General features: G+C 73.5%; 17 protein-coding genes and 3 pseudogenes. 8 read left to right on the top strand and 12 right to left on the bottom strand.

What is annotated here, in order from left to right; genetic code table 11:
• Positions 1-95: 95 nt before the first annotated feature.
• Positions 96-1,289 carry an argininosuccinate synthase gene (locus D9753_RS29065; protein WP_121789700.1) on the bottom strand — a complete coding sequence of 398 codons (1,194 nt, stop codon included), beginning with the start codon at positions 1,287-1,289 and terminating at the stop codon, positions 96-98.
• 215 nt (positions 1,290-1,504) lie between these two features.
• Here D9753_RS29065 and D9753_RS29060 point away from each other — a divergent pair, with 215 nt between their 5' ends.
• The 3 genes and pseudogenes from D9753_RS29060 to D9753_RS38245 form a co-directional block, all read left to right on the top strand.
• Positions 1,505-2,368, top strand: coding sequence for a hypothetical protein (locus D9753_RS29060; RefSeq protein ID WP_205614291.1), 864 nt, complete (start codon positions 1,505-1,507; stop codon positions 2,366-2,368).
• A gap of 118 nt (positions 2,369-2,486) precedes the next feature.
• On the top strand, positions 2,487-3,074 hold the full coding sequence (locus D9753_RS29055) for a pyridoxamine 5'-phosphate oxidase family protein (RefSeq protein WP_121789699.1): 588 nt from the start codon (positions 2,487-2,489) through the stop codon (positions 3,072-3,074).
• Between the two features lie 3 nt (positions 3,075-3,077).
• Positions 3,078-3,758: pseudogene (locus D9753_RS38245) on the top strand (L,D-transpeptidase family protein); the annotation flags it as partial.
• Positions 3,759-3,847: 89 nt separating this feature from the next.
• Here D9753_RS38245 and D9753_RS29045 read toward each other — a convergent pair.
• The gene (locus D9753_RS29045) at positions 3,848-5,419 is read right to left on the bottom strand and encodes a HAMP domain-containing sensor histidine kinase (protein ID WP_240468311.1); all 1,572 of its coding nucleotides are present in this window, start codon (positions 5,417-5,419) and stop codon (positions 3,848-3,850) included.
• On the bottom strand, positions 5,416-6,156 hold the full coding sequence (locus tag D9753_RS29040) for a response regulator transcription factor (RefSeq protein ID WP_121789698.1): 741 nt from the start codon (positions 6,154-6,156) through the stop codon (positions 5,416-5,418). The genes D9753_RS29045 and D9753_RS29040 overlap by 4 nt, the downstream gene beginning before the upstream one ends.
• A gap of 156 nt (positions 6,157-6,312) precedes the next feature.
• On the opposite strand from D9753_RS29040, the gene D9753_RS29035 reads away from it, so the two are divergent.
• The 5 genes and pseudogenes from D9753_RS29035 to D9753_RS29015 all read left to right on the top strand — a co-directional run bounded on the left by D9753_RS29035 (position 6,313) and on the right by D9753_RS29015 (position 10,861).
• Positions 6,313-7,665: a ferredoxin reductase family protein gene (locus tag D9753_RS29035; RefSeq protein WP_121789697.1), complete on the top strand. Its 1,353-nt coding sequence runs from the start codon at positions 6,313-6,315 to the stop codon at positions 7,663-7,665.
• Positions 7,666-7,675: 10 nt separating this feature from the next.
• A pseudogene (locus D9753_RS29030) lies at positions 7,676-8,148 on the top strand (FMN-binding protein).
• Between the two features lie 59 nt (positions 8,149-8,207).
• Entirely contained in the window at positions 8,208-9,590 is a 1,383-nt protein-coding gene (locus tag D9753_RS29025) for a ferredoxin reductase family protein (protein WP_163010819.1), read from the top strand.
• Between the two features lie 16 nt (positions 9,591-9,606).
• Positions 9,607-10,056, top strand: a pseudogene (locus tag D9753_RS29020) (FMN-binding protein); the annotation flags it as partial.
• 1 nt (position 10,057) lies between these two features.
• Complete coding sequence (locus D9753_RS29015; protein WP_240468310.1) at positions 10,058-10,861, top strand: FAD:protein FMN transferase; 804 nt, start codon at positions 10,058-10,060, stop codon at positions 10,859-10,861.
• A 109-nt stretch (positions 10,862-10,970) separates the two neighbouring features.
• On the opposite strand, the gene D9753_RS29010 is transcribed toward D9753_RS29015, so the two are convergent.
• The 9 genes from D9753_RS29010 to D9753_RS28975 form a co-directional block, all read right to left on the bottom strand.
• Positions 10,971-11,516, bottom strand: a complete 546-nt coding sequence (locus D9753_RS29010) for an arginine repressor (protein ID WP_121789695.1) — start codon at positions 11,514-11,516, stop codon at positions 10,971-10,973.
• 7 nt (positions 11,517-11,523) lie between these two features.
• Positions 11,524-12,720: an acetylornithine transaminase gene (locus tag D9753_RS29005; protein WP_121789694.1), complete on the bottom strand. Its 1,197-nt coding sequence runs from the start codon at positions 12,718-12,720 to the stop codon at positions 11,524-11,526.
• Positions 12,717-13,616, bottom strand: coding sequence for an acetylglutamate kinase (gene argB / locus D9753_RS29000; RefSeq protein ID WP_121789693.1), 900 nt, complete (start codon positions 13,614-13,616; stop codon positions 12,717-12,719). The genes D9753_RS29005 and argB overlap by 4 nt, the downstream gene beginning before the upstream one ends.
• On the bottom strand, positions 13,613-14,764 hold the full coding sequence (gene argJ / locus D9753_RS28995; protein WP_121789692.1) for a bifunctional glutamate N-acetyltransferase/amino-acid acetyltransferase ArgJ: 1,152 nt from the start codon (positions 14,762-14,764) through the stop codon (positions 13,613-13,615). The genes argB and argJ overlap by 4 nt, the downstream gene beginning before the upstream one ends.
• Positions 14,761-15,789: an N-acetyl-gamma-glutamyl-phosphate reductase gene (gene argC / locus D9753_RS28990; protein ID WP_121789691.1), complete on the bottom strand. Its 1,029-nt coding sequence runs from the start codon at positions 15,787-15,789 to the stop codon at positions 14,761-14,763. The genes argJ and argC overlap by 4 nt, the downstream gene beginning before the upstream one ends.
• Positions 15,790-15,877: 88 nt before the next feature.
• Positions 15,878-16,159 carry a hypothetical protein gene (locus tag D9753_RS36725; RefSeq protein WP_163010818.1) on the bottom strand — a complete coding sequence of 94 codons (282 nt, stop codon included), beginning with the start codon at positions 16,157-16,159 and terminating at the stop codon, positions 15,878-15,880.
• Between the two features lie 72 nt (positions 16,160-16,231).
• The gene (locus D9753_RS28985) at positions 16,232-16,675 is read right to left on the bottom strand and encodes a GtrA family protein (RefSeq protein ID WP_121789690.1); all 444 of its coding nucleotides are present in this window, start codon (positions 16,673-16,675) and stop codon (positions 16,232-16,234) included.
• Positions 16,675-17,625: a glycosyltransferase family 2 protein gene (locus tag D9753_RS28980; RefSeq protein WP_121789689.1), complete on the bottom strand. Its 951-nt coding sequence runs from the start codon at positions 17,623-17,625 to the stop codon at positions 16,675-16,677. Before D9753_RS28980 ends, D9753_RS28985 begins: the two co-directional genes overlap by 1 nt.
• On the bottom strand, positions 17,619-20,210 hold the full coding sequence (locus D9753_RS28975) for a YfhO family protein (RefSeq protein WP_205614290.1): 2,592 nt from the start codon (positions 20,208-20,210) through the stop codon (positions 17,619-17,621). The genes D9753_RS28980 and D9753_RS28975 overlap by 7 nt, the downstream gene beginning before the upstream one ends.
• Positions 20,211-20,446: the final 236 nt, after the last annotated feature.

Below are 20,446 nucleotides of genomic sequence, written 5' to 3'. Positions count from 1 at the left end.
GAAGTCTCGGACGAACCACCGCCTCCCGACTCTTCCAGGCGGTCGGGCGGCTGTCAGGCTGATGTGTGCGGGACGACCCGAAGGCCGTACGGCGGTTACGCCGGGCCGCGCTTGGCGGCGATCTTCGACGACAGGCCGTAGATGTCGATGAAGCCCTTGGCCGCGGACTGGTCGAAGGTGTCGCCGGTGTCGTAGGTGGCGAGGTCGAAGTCGTACAGCGAGGCCTCGGAGCGCCGGCCGGTGACGACCGCGCGGCCACCGTGCAGGGTCATCCGGATGTCGCCGCTGACGTGCCGGCTGGCCTCGTCGACGAAGCCGTCCAGGGCGCGCTTGAGCGGGGAGAACCACTGGCCGTCGTAGACCAGTTCGCCCCAGCGCTGCTCGACCTGGCGCTTGTAGCGGGCGAGTTCGCGCTCGACGGTGACGTTCTCCAGCTCCTGGTGGGCGGTGATCAGGGCGATCGCGCCGGGCGCCTCGTACACCTCGCGCGACTTGATGCCGACGAGGCGGTCCTCGACCATGTCGATGCGGCCGACGCCCTGGGCGCCGGCGCGCTCGTTGAGCTGCTGGACGGCCTGGAGGACGGTGACGGGCCGGCCGTCGAGGGCGACCGGGGCACCCGCCTCGAAGGTGATGACCACCTCGTCGGCCTCGCGCGGGAGGGCCGGGTCGGCGGTGTACTCGTAGATGTCCTCGATCGGGGCGTTCCAGATGTCCTCCAGGAAGCCCGTCTCGACGGCGCGCCCGAAGACGTTCTGGTCGATGGAGTACGGGGACTTCCTGGTGGTGGCGATGGGGAGCTGCTTGCGCTCGCAGAAGGCGATCGCCCGGTCGCGGGTCATCGCGTAGTCGCGGACGGGGGCGATGCAGGTGAGGCCCGGGGCGAGGGCGGCGATGCCGGCCTCGAAGCGGACCTGGTCGTTGCCCTTGCCCGTGCAGCCGTGGGCGACCGTGGTGGCGCCGTGCTTCTCGGCGGCGGCGACGAGGTGCTTGACGATCACCGGCCGGGAGAGGGCGGAGACCAGCGGGTAGCGGTCCATGTAGAGGGCGTTGGCCTTGATCGCGGGGAGGCAGTACCCCTCGGCGAACTCGTCCCGTGCGTCGGCGACCTCGGCCTCGACGGCCCCGCAGGCGAGGGCGCGCTTGCGGATGACGTCCAGGTCCTCGCCGCCCTGGCCGACGTCCACCGCGACGGCGATGACCTCGGCGCCCGTCTCCTCGGCGATCCAGCCGATGGCGACAGAGGTGTCCAGACCGCCCGAGTAGGCGAGTACGACGCGCTCGGTCACGGGATTTCTCCTCACACTGCTTCCACTGACCTGCATGAGTATGCAGTGCTCTGCATGATTCGTCAATCAGCGTGACAGGTGAGGGAGATTCCCGGGGAGGCTGAACGGATGAAACCGCTTTCCCGTACTCCCCTGCGCACGCAGGCGCCGCGTGTTGCTCGGACCCCGTCACCAGGGGCTGACCCGACCCATTCCTGACCCAAGTGAGGCATCGCATGTCCAGGGCTCTCCCGAAGTACAACCAGCGTCGCGTGGCGGTCATCGGCGGCGCTGCCGCCGTGGTGCTGTCCGGCGCGGTGATCGCCGGCTCGGCCCTCGCCGGCACTCCTGCCAAGAGCGACGGCGCCACAGGCGCGCGCACCCTCGCGAGCCCCGGGACGATCACGTGCCCGGACGTCGCCTCGAAGCTTCCCGCCGTGCCCGCCTCCGCCAAGGCCGAGGTCGACCGCAATCTCGCCCTCCTCCAGACCCAGCTCCAGGAAGCGAACACGCGCCTGCGCAACACCGTCGGCCAGGGCGGACCCAACTTCGTCAACAACGCCATCCTCGGCCCCCTCAAGGACAAGCGCGTCTCCACCATCGACCGCATCGCCATCAGCATCGGCCGCAAGGGCACCAAGCCCACCGGCCTGGACTCCCTGGCCGCCTGCACGCTGAACGCGGGCAGCACCGACACGGCCGGCGGCGCGGCGGCCGGCTCCACCACGCCCGGCACGGCCGCGCCCCAGCAGTCGGGCACCGGCGCGAACACCGGGGCGACGGCCGGCTCCGGCGGCAACACCGGGGCGGGCACGATCACGTGCCCGGACGTCGCCTCGAAGCTTCCCGCCGTGCCCGCCTCCGCCAAGGCCGAGGTCGACCGCAACCTCGCCCTCCTCCAGACCCAGCTCCAGGAAGCGAACACGCGCCTGCGCAACACCGTCGGCCAGGGCGGACCCAACTTCGTCAACAACGCCATCCTCGGCCCCCTCAAGGACAAGCGCGTCTCCACCATCGACCGCATCGCCATCAGCATCGGCCGCAAGGGCACCAAGCCCGCCGGCCTGGACTCCCTGGCCGCCTGCACGCTCACGAAGTGAGGTAGCGGGCAGCGTGGCCGCCCCGACGAGCGCCGGCCGGGGCGGCCGCGGCCGGACCCTCTCGCCGGCCGGTCGATTCCTCGGACAGGCAGACGCCTCACGGCCATACTCGGCTGCCATGGGAAAGACGTATGAGCGCATAGACGGCAGGCTGCGCACGTTCATCGAGGAGCAGCCCCTCTTCTTCACCGCGACCGCCCCCCTCTCCGGCGACGGCACGGTCAACCTCTCCCCCAAGGGCCTGCGGGGCTCCTTCGTCGTGCTGGACGAACTCACCGTGGCGTACCTGGACTTCGCCGGTTCCACCGCGGAGACGATCGCGCACCTGCGGGAGAACGGGCGGATCACGCTGATGTGGTGCGCCTTCCAGGGGCCGCCGAACATCGTGCGCGTGCACGGCCGGGGCGAGCCTGTCTTCCGCGACGACCCGCGCTTCCCGGAGCTGCTCGGCCGGTTCCCGGACATCGACCCGAACGCGCACGGCCTGCGCGCGGTCATCGTCGTCCACGCCGAACGGGTCCGCGACAGCTGCGGCTACGCTGTCCCCCACATGGCGTACGAGGAGGACCGCGAGCTGCACGGGAGGCGGTTCGCGCGCGAGGACGACGCGTCCTTGAGCGCGTACTTCGCGAAGAAGGAACACATCGCCACAAGCCTGGACGGACTACCCGGGCTGCCGTTGCCGCTGCCGCCGTCTACCGTCTGAGCCATGCGCCCCGGTGCGGTCCTCGCCCTCGTCCCCGCCTCCTGCCTCGCCCTGCTCGCCGTCGCGCCCGTACCCGGGCCGGCGCCGCTGCCCGCGCGGATGGCGGACACGGGCGGCGGTGGCCGGCTGATCACCGCCGAGGCCCCGGACACGGACGCCACGGCGGGGACGGTCACCTGGTGGGACCTGCGGGAGGGCCAGTGGGTCCGGGCCGGGTCCGCACCGGCGCGGTTCGGGTCCCACGGGCTGGTGGAGGGCGGCATCCGCAGCCAGGGCACGAACACCACACCGACCGGGCTGTACGGCCTCCCCTTCGCCTTCGGGATCCGGCCGGCGCCGGCCGGGACGACTGTCGCCTACCGTCCGGTCCGGGACAGCTCCTGGTGGTGCCAGGACAACGACTCGGCGGCGTACAACCGCTGGACGGACCCCTTGCCGGACGACTGCCTCGCCGACCGGTCCGAGCACCTGATCTCCTACCGGACGCAGTACGCGCACGGCCTCGTCATCGGCTTCAACTACGACCGGCCGGTGCGGGGACGCGGCGCCGGCATCTTCCTGCACGTGAACGGGCAGGGCGCGACGGCCGGCTGCGTGTCGGTCCCCGAGGACGCCATGCGGCAGATCCTGCGGTGGGCCCGGCCGGACGAGCGGCCGCACATCGCCATCGGCACGACGAGTGGGGAGCGAGTGGGGAGACGGCGGTCGCCCGGTACTGAGGTGCCGGTCGCCCGGCGCGGCCCGGCACCGTCCGGCGCGGCCCGGCGTGTCGCTCAGGCGGGCAATCGCACCGTGAACGTCGTGGCACCCGGTGCGCTGTCCAGGTCCACGCTCCCGCCGTGCGCCTCCACCACCGCCGCCACGATCGACAGGCCCAGTCCCGCTCCCCCGCCGGCGGCGGCGTCCGGGTGGCGGCGGTGTTCGGCGCGGGTGAAGCGCTCGAAGACGCCGGGCCGGATGTCGTCGGGGACACCGGGGCCGTCGTCGTGGACCCGGAGGCGGACCGTGCCGGCGTCCGCGGCCTCGCCGGTCGCCTCGCCGGTCGCCTCGGCGGGCCCCTCGCCGGCCGCCAGGGTGACCGTCACCGTCGTGCCCACGGGTGTGTGCCCACGCGCGTTGGCCAACAGGTTGGCCAACACCTGATGGAGGCGGTGCGCGTCCCCCGGCACCGTCACCGGCTCCTCGGGCAGGTCCAGGACCCAGTGGTGACCGGGGCCCGCGGCCCGGGCGTCCGTGACCGCGTCCAGGACCAGGCGGGTCACGTCCACCGGTTCGCGCTCCAGCGGCCGGCCCGCGTCCAGGCGGGCCAGCAGCAGCAGGTCGTCCACCATCCCGCCCATGCGGCTGGACTCGGCCGCGATCCGCTCCAGGGCGCGCGTCACCTCGGGCGGCACCGGACCGGGATGCAGCAGGGCCAGCTCGGCGTGGCCGCGGACCGAGGCGACCGGGGTGCGCAGCTCGTGGCTGGCGTCGGCGGCGAAGCGGCGCAGCCGCTCCTCGACCGCGTGCCGCTTGGTCAGCGCGTCCTCCACATGGCCGAGCATGCGGTCGAAGGCCGCGGCCACCCGCCCGACCTCGCTGCGCGGATCGGCGTCCGGCGCCCGCGGCGGGAGCGCCACCTCACCGCTGGCCAGCGGCAGCTCGCCGACCCGGGTGGCGGTGGCCGCGACCCGGCTCAGCGGCCGCAGCGACCAGCGGACCCAGCAGGCCCCGGCCACCCCGGTCACCACGAGGGCCAGGCCGAAGACGATCCCCGCGACCAGTTCCAGCCGGTGGACCGTGGCCTGCACCGGCTCCAGCGGCAGTCCGACGATCAGCACGTCGCCGTCCCGGCCGGGGGAGGCGACGACACGGTAGTCGTCCAGGGCGGAGAGCCCGACGGTGTGGGGTCTGCCGTCGGCCGGTACCCGGGCCAGCCGCCCGGCGTCCCCGGTGGTCAGGTCGACCCGCAGGTCCGCGGCTGGGTCGCCGGAGCGGATCAGTCCCCGGTGGGTGACCGTGCCGTTCACCAGGCGGGCGCCGAAGGTGCCGGTCGCCATCCGGCGGGTGTCGGCGTCCTCGTCTCCGGTGGATGTCCCCCCGGTCGAGCCCTTCCGGGACCGGGGGAGGTCGTCGGACAGCCGGCCGGGGTGCTCCAGGCTGGCCGGGAACCGGGTGCCGACCTGGGCGAGCTGCTCGTCCAGCCGCCGGGTGAGGAAACCGTCGAGTTCGACGACGGCGGCCAGTCCCACGGCCGCGCAGCTCACCGCCAGCAGGACCACCAGGCCGGCGGTGAGCCGGGCCCGCAGGGACCGGGGGCGGAGCAGCCGGCGTACGGCGCGGGACAGCCGGCGTACGGCGCTCACCTGGTCACCGGCTTGAGGACGTAACCGGCGCCGCGCACCGTGTGGATCATGGGCTCGCGGCCCGCGTCGACCTTCTTGCGCAGGTAGGAGATGTACAGCTCGACCACATGGGCCCGGCCGCCGAAGTCGTAGGACCAGACGCGGTCGAGGATCTGCGCCTTGCTGAGCACGCGGCGCGGGTTGCGCATGAGGAAGCGGAGGAGTTCGAACTCGGTCGGCGACAGTTCGACCAGCTCCCCGGCCCGGGTCACCTCGCGGGCGTCCTCGTCCATCACGAGGTCGCCGACGGCCAGCCGCGGTCCCTCCTCCGGCCGGCGGGCCATGCCGGCACGGCGCAGCAGGCCCCGCAGCCGGGCCACGACCTCCTCCAGGCTGAAGGGCTTGGTGACGTAGTCGTCGCCGCCCGCCGTGATACCGGCGATCCGGTCCTCCACCGCGTCCCGGGCGGTCAGGAAGAGCACACACACCTCGGGCCTGACCTCGTGCAGGCGGCGCAGCACCGCGAAGCCGTCGGTGTCCGGGAGCATCACGTCGAGGACGACGGCGTCGGGCAGCAGCTCGCGCGCGGCGGCGAGGGCGGCGGCGCCGTCACCGGCCGCGCGCACCTGCCAGCCCTCGTAGCGCAGGGCGCCGGTGAGGACCTCGGCGAGGTCGGGGTCGTCGTCGACGACGAGGACGCGCAGCGGGGTGCCGTCGGGGCGGGTGAGGGCGGGGCGGCCGGAGCGGGTGGTGTTCATCGCGTCTCCAGCATCGCTCGCCCGCGGTGGCCCGGACGTGCCGCCCCCCTCTGAGTTTCCTCTGAGTCCGCTCAGGAGGGGGGCGGCTCAAAGGTCCCTGAGAGGTTGGGCCCGCACAGTGGCCGGGCAGGACGGACGAAGGGACGGCGAGGACCGATGACGACGGTGGATGCGCGGCGGGCGGTTGTGCCCCTGCCCGTGACGGGCCGGCGCTCCCCCGCGGGGGCCGTGCTGGTCCTGCTGTGGGCGGGGGCCGCGGCGGTGATCGCGCTGTGGTGGACGGACACCGGGGCGGTGGTCGGTACGGCCGGCGGGCTGACCGGGGCCGGGCGGATCGCCGGGCTGCTGTGCGGGTACGCCTGCGCGGTGCTGGTCGGACTGATGGCCCGGGTGCCGCTGCTGGAGACGCGGATCGGCTCGGACCGGGTGGCGCGCTGGCACGCGATGGCCGGCCGGTACACCGTGTGCCTGCTCGTCGCGCACATCGTGCTGATCCTCGCCGGATACGCCGCCCAGGACCGGGCCTCGCTCCGGCACGAGACGGTCACCGTCGTCCTGGACTACCCGGAGATGCTCAAGGCCACCGCCGGCACCGTCATGCTCCTCGCGGTCGGCGTCACCTCGGCCCGCGCGGTGCGCCGCCGCACCGGCTACGAGTTCTGGTACCACGTCCACCTGCTCACGTACGCGGCCGTCTTCCTCGCCTTCGGCCATCAGCTCACGCTGGGCGAGCAGTTCAGCGGCGGGCCGGCCGCCACCGCCGCCTGGTACGCGCTGTACCTGGGCGTGGCCGCCCTGGTGCTGTGGTTCAGAATCCTCACCCCGGTCCGGCTCAACCTGCGCCACCGCCTGCGGGTGGACTCGGTGCACCGGGAGGCACCGGGCGTGTACTCGGTCGTCGTCCGGGGCCGGCACCTGGAGGAACTGGGCGCGCGGCCGGGGCAGTTCTTCCGCTGGCGGTTCCTGGCCGAGGGCCTCGGCCGGACGTCGACGCCGTACTCCCTGTCGGCGCCGCCGCGCCCCGGCCTGCTGCGCATCACCGTCAAGGCGCTCGGCGGCCACAGCGCGGCCGTCTCGCGCCTGCGCCCCGGCACCCGGGTGTGGGCCGAGGGCCCGTACGGCTCCCTGACCGCCGACCGGGCCACCGGCCGCCACACCCTGCTGATCGCGGCCGGCGTCGGCATCACCCCGCTGCGGGCGCTGTTCGAGACGCTGCCCGGCGAGGTCACCCTGCTGTACCGGGCGCGCTCGGTGGAGGACCTGGCGCTGGGCGGTGAGCTGGAGGCGATCGCCCGCCACCGCGCGGCGCGGGTGCGGTACGCGCTGAACGGCCCCCACGGCGAACGCCCCGACCTGTCCGCCGAGTCGCTGCGCGCGGCCTTCCCCGGGCTGTCCGGCCACGACGTCTACCTCTGCGGCCCGCACGGCTTCGCGCGGGACGTCTACCGGGCGCTGCGGGCGGCCGGGGTGCCGGACCGCCGTATCCACCACGAGTCGTTCGAACTGTGAGGCAGACACCGTGCATCCGCTGAGGAAGAACCGTCCGTTCCGCCGGATCCTGCTGGCCAGTGCCGCGACCGTCTCCGGGATGGTGCTGCTGCTGGCGCTGAAGCCGCACACGAGCCCGGTGCTCGCCGTCGGCACGCCCTCACCGGCGCCCGGCGAGCGGCGGGCGCCGCCGCCTCCCCGGGGGCGACGCGGGCACCCGCCACCGGCACCAGGACCGTCACCGGGGACACCGTCCGGACCCGCTGGGGCCCGGTCCAGGTGCGGGTGACGCTGGGGAGCGGCAAGCTCACGGACGTCACCGCCGTCACCTACCCGCAGGACAACCCGCGCGACCAGGAGATCAACGGCTACGCCCTCCCCCGGCTGCGGCGCGAGGCGCTGACCGCGCAGAGCGCGCAGATCGACACGGTCTCGGGAGCGACGTACACCAGTGACGGTTACCGCCAGTCACTCCAGTCCGCCCTGGACTCGGCGGCCCTCTGAACACTCGGCGCACCCGGCACGTACCTCAGGGCCAAGGGTCAAGTCCCCACGGAGGAACCGTGACCACCACGCTCGCAGGCGGACGTGCCGCCCGCCGACAGACCATGCGCCGCATCCGTCCGCGCCGCTCCCCGGCCGTCCCGCTGCTGCTCGCCGTCTGGGCGGGCGCGGCGGCCGTGCTGTGGCTCTGGTGGCACGACACGCCGGCCATCGGCGACGACACCGGCCGGATCCTCAATGCGGGCCGGATCACCGGCCTGCTGGCCGGCTATCTGATGGCGCTGGTCGTGCTCCAGATGGCGCGGGTCCCGGCGCTGGAGCGGCGGGTCGGCTCCGACCGGGTGGCCCGCTGGCACGCGATGAGCGGCCGGTACACGCTGTCTCTGATCGTCGCGCACGTCTTCCTCACCATGTGGGGGTACGCGCTCCAGGCCGGCAGGTCGCTCGGCGACATCGTGCGGCAGACCATCGACTCCGTCGAACAGCTCCCGGACATGGGCAAGGCCGCGATCGGCACGGGCCTGTTCGTCGTCATCGGCCTGTCGTCCATCGGCCCGGTCCGCCGCCGGCTGCCGTACGACGCCTGGTACCACGTCCACCTGCTGACGTACGCGGCCGTGTTCCTGACGTTCTGGCACCAGATCACCACCGGCAACGACTTCGCGGTGGAGCCCGCCGCCAGGACCTTCTGGTACGGGCTGTACGGCGCGGTCACCGCGCTCGTCCTGTGGTACCGCGTGCTCACCCCGCTCCGCCTCAACCTCCGGCACCGCATGCGGGTGGAGGCCGTCATCGAGGAGACGCCCGGCATCGTGTCGGTGCTGATCGGCGGGCAGAAGCTGCACCGGATGGGCGCGGAGGCGGGCCAGTTCTTCCGCTGGCGGTTCCTGGCCCCCGGGATGCGCTTCAGCTCCCACCCGTACTCCCTCTCGGCCGCGCCGCGCCCCGGCATGCTGCGGATCACGGTGAAGGCGATCGGCGACCACAGCGCCCGGCTGCGCGAGCTGACGCCCGGGACGAAGGTGTGGGCGGAGGGACCGTACGGCGCGCTCACCGCCCAGCGCCGCAGCAGGGGCAAGGTGCTGCTGGTCGCGGGCGGGGTGGGCATCACGCCGATGCGCGCGCTGTTCGAGACGCTGCCCGGGGCCGCCGGTGACATCACCCTCCTCTACCGGGCCAACACCACCCAGGACCTGGCCCTGTGGGACGAGCTGGCGGCGATCGCCACGGAGCGGGACGCCCGGCTGATGTACGCGGTGAACAGCCCGGAGGGCGAGCGGCCGGACATCTCCGCGGAGAACCTCCAGCGGAAGATCCCGGACATCGACCGGCACGACGTGTTCATGTGCGGCCCGCCCGGGTTCGCGCAGTCGGTGTACGAGGCACTGCGCGGCGCCGGGGTTCCCGCCCGCCGTATCCACCACGAGTCGTTCGAGATGTGAGCGGAGCAGCGAAGCGATGAGGAAGAGCCATCCCGTTCGGCGGGTCGTGCTGGCCACCGCGGCGACCGTGTCCGGTGTCGTACTGCTGCTGGCGCTGAAACCCGCGTCGGACCCGGCCGCCGCGTCGGCGGCGGGCGCGGCCCCGCAGCAGACGGCGGCGGGGCAGGCGCCGCCGCGGGGCGGAGCGCAGGCCTCGTCGGGCTCCGGCACGGTCACCGGGGACGCGGCGCGGACCCAGTACGGGGCCGTGCAGGTACGGATCACCCTCGCCGGCGGGAAGATCACCAAGGCCGAGGCGGTCCAGGCCCCCAAGGGCGGCCTCAGCGACCAGAAGACCCAACTCGCCGTCCCCCGCCTCAACCAGGAAGCCGTCACCACGGGCACCGCACACATCGACACCGTCTCCGGCGCCACCTACACCAGCGAGGGCTACCGCAAGTCGCTCCAGTCCGCCCTGGACCAGGCCGGTGGCTGACACGGTGACCGGGCCGGCGCAGACCCCCGCCGCGGTGCGTCACGCGGAGGAGGTCATGGGGACCGTCTTCTCCTTCGACGTCCGCGGCGGGGAACCGTCCGCCGTCCGGGCGGCGCTCGCCGAGGCCGTCGCCGGGCTGCACCGGGCGGACACGCTCTTCAGTACGTACCGGGAGGACAGCGAGGTGTCCCGGCTGGCCCGCGGCGAACTGGACGTCGCCCGGTGTACGCCCGAGGTGGCCGAGGTGCTGGAGCTGGCGGCCGAGGCGGAACGGGTGAGCGAGGGATGGTTCAGCACGCTGTACCAGGGCTCCCTGGACCCCACCGGGATCGTCAAGGGCTGGGCCGCCGAGCGGGCGGCGCGGCTGATCGGCGCGGTGGAGGGGGTGTGCGGGGTCAGCGTCAACGGGGGCGGCGACGTGCAGATGCTGGGCGCGCCGGAACCACGGCGGCCCTGGCGGGTGGGGGTGGCCGATCCGCTGCGTCCCGGCGGGCTGGCGGCGGTGATCTCGGCGGCCGGGGCGGAGGAGCTGTCGGTGGCGACATCCGGTACGGCGGAACGGGGCACGCACATCATCGACCCGCGGACGGGCCGGCCGGCGGTGACGGACCTGGTCGCCGTGACCGTGGTCGCACCACGTCTGACCTGGGCCGACTGCTGGGCCACAGCAGCCTTCGCCATGGGCTCACGGACGGCCCTCACCTGGCTGGAGTACCTGCCGGACACGGAAGCCCTCCTGATCACGGCAGGCGACGAGGTCCGCTGCACAGCAGGCCTCCCCACAAAACTGGGCTGACGCCCCCGGGCCCCTAGGGGCGCGGGGAACTGCGCGCCCAGCCACCACGCACCCGCACCCGGCACCCCGCACCGAACAGACCACCCCGTACCCGCCCCCCGCGGAGCGCTCAGTGGCTGTTCTGCGCCAACCGCAGCAGGTGATCCGCCAACGCCTGCCCCCCACTCGGCTCCCGGCTGATCAACAGCAACGTGTCGTCGCCGGCGATCGTGCCGAGGATGTCGTGCAGCTCCGCCTGGTCGATCGCCGAGGCGAGGAACTGGGCCGCGCCGGGCGGCGTACGCAGGACCACCAGGTTCGCCGAGGCCTCCGCGGAGATCAGCAGCTCCTGCGACAGGCGCCGCATCCGCTCCTCCTTCGCCGACCCGCCCAGCGGAGCCCGCGGCGTACGGAAGCCGCCCTCGCTCGGCACCGCGTAGATCAGGTCACCGTCGGCGTTGCGGATCTTGACCGCGTTCAGTTCGTCGAGGTCCCGCGACAGCGTCGCCTGCGTGACGCTCAGCCCGTCGTCGGCGAGCAGCTTCGCCAGCTGGCTCTGCGACCGCACGGGCTGCCGGTTGAGGATGTCCACGATCCGGCCGTGCCGTGCGGTGCGGGTCTGCGGTACGCCGGGTCCGGCTCCCGCCGCCTGCTCGTGGTCCTGCGCGTGGCTCATCGTCGTCTCATTCCCCGGATCGTCCGTCCCCGTCGGCCTGCTCGAGGATGCCGGGCAGTGCCTGGAGCAGGGCACCCGCCTCGTCGTCGCGGAGGTTCAGCGGCGGCATGAGCCGTACGACGTCGGGGACGGGCGCGTTCACCAGGAACCCGGCCTCCTGGGCCGCCTGCTGCACCTGTGGTGCGCGCGGCCCGGTGAGCACGATACCCAGGAGCAGGCCCACGCCCCGGACATGGTCGATCAACGGGTGGTCCAGGGACTCGATGCCGTCCCGCAACCTCTCGCTCTGCTGCTTGACGTTGTCCAGCAGGCCCTCGTCGGCGATGGTGTCGAGGACGGCGAGCCCGGCGGCGCAGGCGACGGGGTTGCCGCCGAAGGTGGTGCCGTGCTGGCCGGGCCGGAGCAGTTCGGCGGCCCGGCCGAAGGCCACGGTGGCGCCGAGCGGCAGTCCGCCGCCGAGTTGCTTGGCGAGGGTGACGACGTCGGGGAGGACGCCCTCGTGGGCCTGGTAGGCGAACCAGTTCCCGGAGCGGCCGACGCCGGTCTGCACCTCGTCCAGGACGAGCAGGGCACCGGTGGCGGCGGTGATCGCGCGGGCCGCCTTGAGGTAGCCGGCCGGGGGCACGACCACGCCGTTCTCGCCCTGGACCGGTTCGAGGATCACCAGGGCGGTGTCCTCGGTGACCGCGGCGGCGAGCGCCTGGGCGTCGCCGTAGGGTACGTGGGTGACGTCGCCGGGCAGGGGCAGGAACGGGTCCTGCTTGGCGGGCTGGCCGGTGAGCGCGAGGGCGCCCATCGTACGGCCGTGGAAGCCGCCGCCGGTGGCGACCATGTGGGTGCGCCCCGTGAGCCGGCCGATCTTGAAGGCGGCCTCGTTGGCCTCGGCGCCCGAGTTGCAGAAGAAGACGCGGCCCTCCCGGCCGAAGAGCTGGAGGAGCCGTTCGGCCAGGGTGACGGTGGGCTCGGCCATGAAGAAGTTGGAGATGTGGCCGAGGGAGGCGATCTGGCCGCTGACGGCCTCGACGATCGCGGGGTGGGCGTGGCCGAGGGCGTTGGTGGCGATGCCGCCGACGAAGTCGAGGTACTCCCGGCCGTCGGTGTCCCACACCTTCAGGCCCGCGCCGCGAACGAGGGGCAGGCGCGGGGTGCCGTAGTTGTTCATGAGCGCGCCCTGCCAGCGCGCGGTCAGCCCCTGGTCGGTCATGACTCCCCCTGTTCGTCCGGCACGACCATGGTGCCGATGCCCTCGTCGGTGAAGATCTCCAGCAGGATCGAGTGCTGGACCCGGCCGTCGATGACGCGGGCGGTGGTCACGCCGTTGCGCACGGCGTGCAGGCAGCCCTCCATCTTCGGCACCATGCCGGCGCTCAGGTCCGGCAGCAGTTTCTCCAGCTCGGAAGCGGTGAGGCGGCTGATCACCTCGTCGGAGCGCGGCCAGTCCTCGTAGAGGCCCTCGACGTCGGTGAGGACCATGAGGGTCTCGGCGCCCAGTGCCGCGGCGAGTGCCGCGGCCGCCGTGTCGGCGTTGACGTTGTAGACGTGCCCGTCGTCCTGGGAGCGGGCGATGGAGGACACGACCGGGACGCGGCCGTCGGCCAGCAGGGCCTCGATCGCGCCGGTGTCGATCGCGGTGATCTCGCCGACCCGTCCGATGTCGACCGGTTCGCCGTCGATCTCGGGGGTGTGCCGGGTGGCGGTGATGGTGTGCGCGTCCTCGCCGGTGATGCCGACGGCGAGCGGGCCGTGCCGGTTGAGCAGGCCGACCAGTTCGCGCTGCACCTGCCCGGCGAGGACCATCCGTACGACGTCCATGGCGTCGTCGGTGGTGACGCGCAGGCCCGCCTTGAACTCGCTGACGATGCCGTGCCGGTCGAGGGCGGCGCTGATCTGCGGGCCGCCGCCGTGCACGACGACCGGCTTGAGGCCGGCGTGCCGCAGGAAGACGACGTCCTGGGCGAAGGCGGCCTTCAGCTCCTCGTTCACCATGGCGTTGCCGCCGAACTTGATGACGACGGTCTTGCCGTGGTGCCGGGTCAGCCAGGGCAGTGCCTCGATGAGGATCTGGGCTTTCGGCAGGGCCGTGTGCTTGCGAGTGCTCATGAGGAGTAGGCGCTGTTCTCGTGGACGTAGTCGGCGGTCAGGTCGTTGGTCCAGATGGTCGCGGTCTCGCCGCCCGCGGCGAGGTCGGCGACGATGTGCACCTCGCGGTAGCGCATGTCGACCCGGTCCCGGTCCTCGCCCACGGCTCCGTTCTTGCAGACCCAGACGCCGTTGATGGCGACGCCCAGCCGGTCCGGCTCGAAGGCGGCCCGGGTGGTGCCGATCGCGGACAGGACCCGGCCCCAGTTGGGGTCCTCGCCGTGCAGCGCGCACTTGAGGAGGTTGTTGCGGGCGATGGAGCGGCCCACCTCGACGGCGTCCTCCTCGGTCGCGGCGTTGATCACCTCGACCCTGATGTCCTTGCTGGCTCCCTCGGCGTCCCCGATGAGCTGCCGGCCGAGGTCGTCGCAGACCTGCCGTACGGCCTCGGCGAACTCCGCGTACCCGGGGGTGACACCGGCGGAGCCGGAGGCGAGCAGCAGCACCGTGTCGTTGGTGGACATGCAGCCGTCGGAGTCGACCCGGTCGAAGGTGACCCTGGTGGCGGCGCGCAGGGCCTTGTCCAGGGTGGCGCTGTCGAGGTCGGCGTCGGTGGTGAGGACGACCAGCATGGTGGCGAGGCCCGGCGCGAGCATGCCGGCGCCCTTGGCCATGCCGCCCACGGTCCAGCCGTCCCCGCTGACCACGGCGGTCTTGTGGACGGTGTCGGTGGTCCTGATGGCGATGGCGGCCTTCTCGCCGCCGTGCTCGGACAACTGGGCGGCGGCCGTGTCCAGGCCCGTGAGCACCTTGTCCATGGGCAGCAGCACGCCGATGAGCCCGGTGGAGCAGACGGCGACCTCGACGGCGCCGCGGCCGAGCACCTCGGCGGCCTTCTCGGCGGTGGCGTGGGTGTCCTGGAAGCCCTTGGGGCCCGTACAGGCGTTGGCGCCGCCGGAGTTGAGGACGACGGCGGAGACCTGGCCGCTCTTGAGGACCTGCTCGGACCAGAGGACCGGCGCGGCCTTCACACGGTTGGAGGTGAAGACGCCGGCGGCGGCACGGCGGGGCCCGTTGTTGACCACGAGGGCCAGGTCGGGGTTGCCGTTCTCCTTGATCCCGGCGGCGATGCCCGCCGCCGTGAATCCCTTGGCTGCCGTGACGCTCACGGTGCGACTCCGATCGTGGAAAGTCCGGTGGTCTCGGGGAGACCGAGGGCGATGTTCATGCTCTGGACGGCGCCGCCCGCGGTGCCCTTGGTCAGGTTGTCGATGGCGCTGATCGCGATGATGCGGTCCACGGCGGCGTCGTACGCGACCTGCACCGATACGGCGTTGGAACCGTGGACGGACGCCGTGGCGGGCCACTGGCCCTCGGGCAGCAGGTGGACGAAGGGCTCTTCGGCGTAGGCCTTCTCGTACGCGGTCCGCAGGGACTGCGCGGTCACCCCTTCTTCCGCGGCGGCGCTGCACGTCGCGAGGATCCCGCGGGGCATCGGCGCGAGGGTCGGGGTGAAGGACACCGCGACCCGCTCCCCCGCGACGCCGCTGAGGTTCTGGATCATCTCGGGGGTGTGCCGGTGGCCGCCGCCGACGCCGTACGGCGCCATGGAGCCCATGACCTCGCTGCCGAGCAGGTGCGGCTTGGGCGCCTTGCCCGCGCCGGAGGTGCCGGACGCGGCGACGATCACCGCCTCCGGCCGGGCGAGTCCGGCCGCGTAGGCCGGGAACAGGGCGAGGGTGACGGCGGTGGGGTAGCAGCCGGGCACCGCGATGCGCCGGGACCCCTCCAGCGCGGTGCGGGCGCCCGGCAGTTCGGGGAGGCCGTAGGGCCAGGTACCGGCGTGCGGGGAGCCGTAGAAGGTCTCCCAGTCGGCCGGGTCGGCGAGCCGGAAGTCGGCGCCCATGTCGACCACGAGGACGTCCGGGCCGAGCTGTTCGGCGACGGCCGCGGACTGCCCGTGCGGCAGTGCCAGGAAGACCACGTCGTGCCCGGCGAGCGCCTCGGGCGTGGTCTCGGTCAGGACGCGGTCGGCCAGCGGCAGCAGGTGCGGCTGGAGCGCGCCGAGCCGCTGTCCGGCGTTGGAGTTGCCGGTCAGCGCGCCGATCTCCGCCTCGGGGTGTGCGAGGAGCAGGCGCAGGACCTCTCCGCCCGCGTATCCGCTCGCTCCGGCCACTGCCACACGTACCGCCATGTCCACCCTCCTCAGGATGGCATGACTATACGCAGCTATGCAGGACTATGCAACGCACCGCCGAAAGCCGTCCGTGCCGGCGGTGTGGTCAGCCCTCGCCTCCCGGCAGGTTTCGGGTGGGCAGCCGCAGCATGACCACGCTGACGCCGGCCACCCGCGGCCAGAAGAGGACGAAGGGGGTGACGGAGGGCGGGGACAGCGGTGCCGGCCAGCCGGAGCGGGCGACGGAGACCGCGCTCCCCGCGAGGCACACGGCTCCCGCCGCGAGGGCGGCCCACCCGGTCCACGCGGGCAGTCCGCCCGGCCGGCGGCCGGGGAGACGGGTGTGCGGAGTGCCCGGAGGCCGTCGGGCGGCGCGCGCCCGCGGCACGGGCACGGTACTACCGCGCCGGGCGCGACCGACGGGCCCTGACACGGCCCGGCCCCGAGGTCCGCGTCCCGCTCACGCGGCGTCGGCGGTGCCGCGGACCCCGCCGGAGTCGCCCGTCCCGGCAGGCGCGGCGGGCTTGGCGGCCGGCAGCATCACGCGGCGGGACACGACGAACGTCACCGGGATCGCCGCCGCCGAGGCCAGGAGGGGCGCGTAGCGGTGACCGGCGTGGAGGACGTCCACGATCAGATAGACCCCGGCCGTCGTGATCACGAAATTGGTCACGTTCGTCAGCGGGAACAGCAGGAACTTCCGCCAGGTCGGCCGCGTCCGGTAGGTGAAGCGGGCATTGAGGAAGAAGGAGCCGGTCATGCTGAGCGTGAATGCCAGGGTGTGCGCGGCGAGATACGGCAGCCGGATGAGGAACAGCAGATAAAGCCCGTAGTAGGTGGCCGTGTTCACCGCACCGACCACGGCGAACGCCACTATCTGGCGGGGCAGCGAGCGATTCGGCATCACGGGATGAGGTCCTTCGTCCGTTCCACGTTGGTCGCCTTCACCAGGAAGTGCGGGCGGCCCTTCACCTCGTAGTAGATGCGGCCGGTGTACTCGCCGATGACACCGAGCATGACCATCTGCACCCCGGCGAGCGCGGTGACCGCGGTGATGATGGTGACATACCCGGGCGTCCGGACGCCGTTGACGAGCGCCGCGCCCACGATCCAGGCCGTGTACAGGCTCGCGCACAGCAGCAGGCCGAGGCCGAGCCAGAGGGCGGCGCGCAGGGGGCGGTTGTTGAAGGACAGCACGCCGTCGAGGCCGTAGTCGAGCAGGCCGCGCAGGGACCAGGAGCTGCGGCCGGCCCCCCGTGCCGCGTTCCCGTAGGTGAAGGTGACGCTCGGGAAACCCACCCAGGCGAACAGGCCCTTGGAGAAGCGGTTGTACTCGGTGAGGCCCAGGACCGCGTCCACCACACGGCGCGACAGCAGCCGGAAGTCGCCGACGCCGTCGACGAGTTCGACGTCGACCAGACGGTTGACGATCCGGTAGTACAGGCGGGCGGCGAGGGTGCGGGCGAGCCGGTCGCCGGTGCGGGTGCGCCGGGCGATGACCTGGTCGTGGCCCTGCTCGCGCAGTTCGACCATGCGCCGGATCAGCTCCGGCGGGTGCTGGAGGTCGGCGTCCATGACGACGACCGAGTCGCCCGAGGCGTGCCGGAGACCGGCGAGCAGGGCCGCCTCCTTGCCGAAGTTGCGGCTGAAGGAGACGTAGCGCACCCGGGAGTCGGCGCCGGCCAGGTCCTCCAGGACGGCGAGGGTACGGTCGCGGCTGCCGTCGTCGACGTACACGAACTCCATGTCGTGCCCGAGCGGCAGCAGTTCCTCGGCGACCCGCTGGACCTCCGAGTGGAAGCGGGCGAGGACGTCCTCCTCGTTGTGGCAGGGCGCGACGATCGATATCAGCATGGCGGGTCTCCCCCTGGGCGCGGTCGGACAGCGGTGGTCACGCGCTCGCGCGGTGATGTGGTCGTGGCCGGTGCCTGGGCGCGCCGGCGGCGGACGGCGGTGAGGGCGGTGAGCAGGACGAGGGCCGTCAGCGAGGTGGCCCCGGCCGTCATGCCCAGCCGCAGTCCGGGTGGGTGGAAGGTGCAGGTCACACGGGTGGAGTGGGCGTCGAGCGGTACGGCGGTCAGGCCGTGGAAGGCGGCGGCGGGCCGTTCGGGGCCGTCGCCCGCGGCGCACCGCCAGCCGGCGATCCGGGGGACGGCCAGGACCGCGATCCCCTTGCTGCCGGCGGGCAGCCGGGCCCGTACGGTGCCGCCGGAGACGGCGACCTCGGTGGCGCCGGTGGCCTTCAGCCGGGCGGCGGCGGAGCGCAGCCGGGCGGTGTCCAGGCAGCCGACGGCGCCGGCCGGGATGCGGCCGGGCCGGTCGGGGACCAGCTCGACGCGGACCCGTCCGGTGGCCGGGGCCGGGCCGAGGGGTGCCATGGCGGCCCGGTTGCGCGGGAACGCGTAGCGGAACGGGACAGCGCGCCCGGCGCCGGTGAGCCGTGCGGTGCCGGAGAAGTGCGGGGCCCACAGGTGGACCCGGGTGCCGGCCGGGCACCGGGCGGTGAACGTCGGCGCGGACACGGCGGTGCCGGTGCCGACCCGGCCGGACGGCACCGGCCGCCCGCGGTCGTCGTGGACGCTGACGCGGGGCACGGTGTAGACGCGGCTGCCGAGCAGCAGTTCCTGGTTGCGGTACGGCGACGCCCCGAACGTCCTCGTGCCGGGCGTGGCGCGGACGGTCACCAGGGGCGGCACGTCCTGCCGGGTCACGGTCACCGGGCCGCCGTCCCCCGGCAGGTGCGTCCGGTGCGGGTCGGGCGGCGAGTGGACCCGGGCGCCGACGGAGAAGATCACGTCCGTGACCGCGTTGTCCAGGCTCTGCACGCTGCGGCCCCGCGAGGTCCAGCCGCCGCCGAGGGCGGTGAGGGTGCGGCTGAGGACGTCCGGGGTCAGGCTGCTGTAGTACGCGGCGCCCTGGCCTCCCACCAGCATCGGGTCGTTGCCGACGGTCTGTTCGCGGCCGGGGTCGGTGCGGTGGCGGGGCCAGCCGTCGGCCCCGGCGACCGCCGCCGCCTGCCGCTCCTGCCGGCCGCCCCAGGGCGCGTAGTCGTCCAGGTGCCCCAGGCGCAGCCGGGCGGCGACGGCGGAGGTGGCGGCGGCCTCGCCGCACTGGGTGCCGAGCAGCAGGACGACGGCCAGCCCGGCGAGCCGGCCGCGCCGCCCGGAGCGGACCAGGAGGAGGAGCCCGCCCAGCGACCCGGCGACGGCGAGCAGCAGCACCGGCCAGGTCCATACCCGCACCAGGCTGCTGCGGGCCGCGAGGGCCGTGATCAGGGCGAGCAGCGCGGCCGCGGCGCCGAGGGCGCGCCGGTCCGGGAGGCCGTGCGCCAGGGCGTGCCAGGCGGCGAGGACGAGCAGCCCGCACAGCACGAACGCCTGCCGGTAGGGGCTGCCCTGCGGGGTGGCGAAGGCGTGCCAGAGCAGATGGGTGGGGCCCCACTGGAGGGACAGGGCCACCGCGAGCACCAGCGCGGTCCAGCCGGTGCGGACGGGGGCGGGGACCGCTCGGTGGAAGGGCAGGGCGAGGGCGAGGAGGAGGGCGGTGACGCCGACGTAGAGGGCCGGGGAGCCGAAGCCGTAGGTGGCGGGGAGCAGCCGGGCCGCCACGTCCTCGGCGGGCACCGGGGCGAACTGTCGTACGCGGCCGGGGTAGGCGTGCCGGGTGCCGAGGTAGACGACCGTCACGAGCGGGGCGGCGAGGCCCACACCGAGCACGGTGGTGAGGGTGGCGCGGCCGGCCGCCGCGAGCGCCTGCCGGCGGGGCGGGCGGGCCAGGAGCAGGCGCAGCAGCAGGACCAGCGCGGCGCCGAGGGTGGCCATGTAGGCGGTGTAGAAGTTCGCGGTCCAGGCGAGGGCGACGGTCAGCACGCCGAGGACCCGCCGGCGTCCGTCGAGCGCCCACTCACCCGCCAGGCACAGCAGGGGCAGGGCGATCAGGCCGTCGAGCCACATCGGGTTGTAGGAGGCGTCGGCCACGCTCCAGCCGCACAGGGCGTAGGAGGTGCCGAGCAGGGCCGCCGCCCACCAGCGGCCGGGCCGCAGGGTGAGCAGCAGCCAGGCCATGGCCGCGGCGGCGGACGCGGTCTTCAGGAGGGTGACGGCGTAGACGGCGAGGTCGATCCGGTCGCGGGGGAAGAGGGCGACGAGCGGGGCGAAGGGGCTGCCGAGGTAGGTGCCGAGGTCGGGCAGGAAGCTGGTGCCGTAGCCGGACCGCCAGTTGACGAGGAGGCCGCCGTCGGCCCTGCCGTGCAGCAGGTCCCACAGGTGGGCGTGGAAGGGCACGTACTGGTTGCCCAGGTCGTTGACGCTGCGGGTGCGGGGGCCGAAGGGGTAGCTGCGGGCCAGTGTGTCGCCGGCGCACAGGGCCGTGATCGTGACGGCCGCGGCGAGCAGGGCGGCGGCCCGGCGCGGCATGTCGGTCGGGGTCGGACGGTCCATGTGCGGAAAGGCTCCCAGCGGAATTCACTTCGCGGTTTTCGCCGAGTGAGACGGGAGCCTTTTCCCGATGGTTGTGTACTCATCGCAAAGTGGGCCGGGATATTCCGCACAAGGAGAACAGTGCGTGAATTCCCCGGTGTCCCGGAGAACCGGGGATTCACGGAAGGTGTTACCGGAGTGAAGCGGGGCCGGCCGACTCGACCCGCGCCGGGCTTGACCTGGAGTGCGCTCCAACC

The sequence above is a fragment of the Streptomyces dangxiongensis genome, assembly GCF_003675325.1.
Taxonomy (GTDB): Bacteria; Actinomycetota; Actinomycetes; order Streptomycetales; family Streptomycetaceae; genus Streptomyces; species Streptomyces dangxiongensis.
This window is presented reverse-complemented; position numbering and strand designations above follow the sequence as displayed.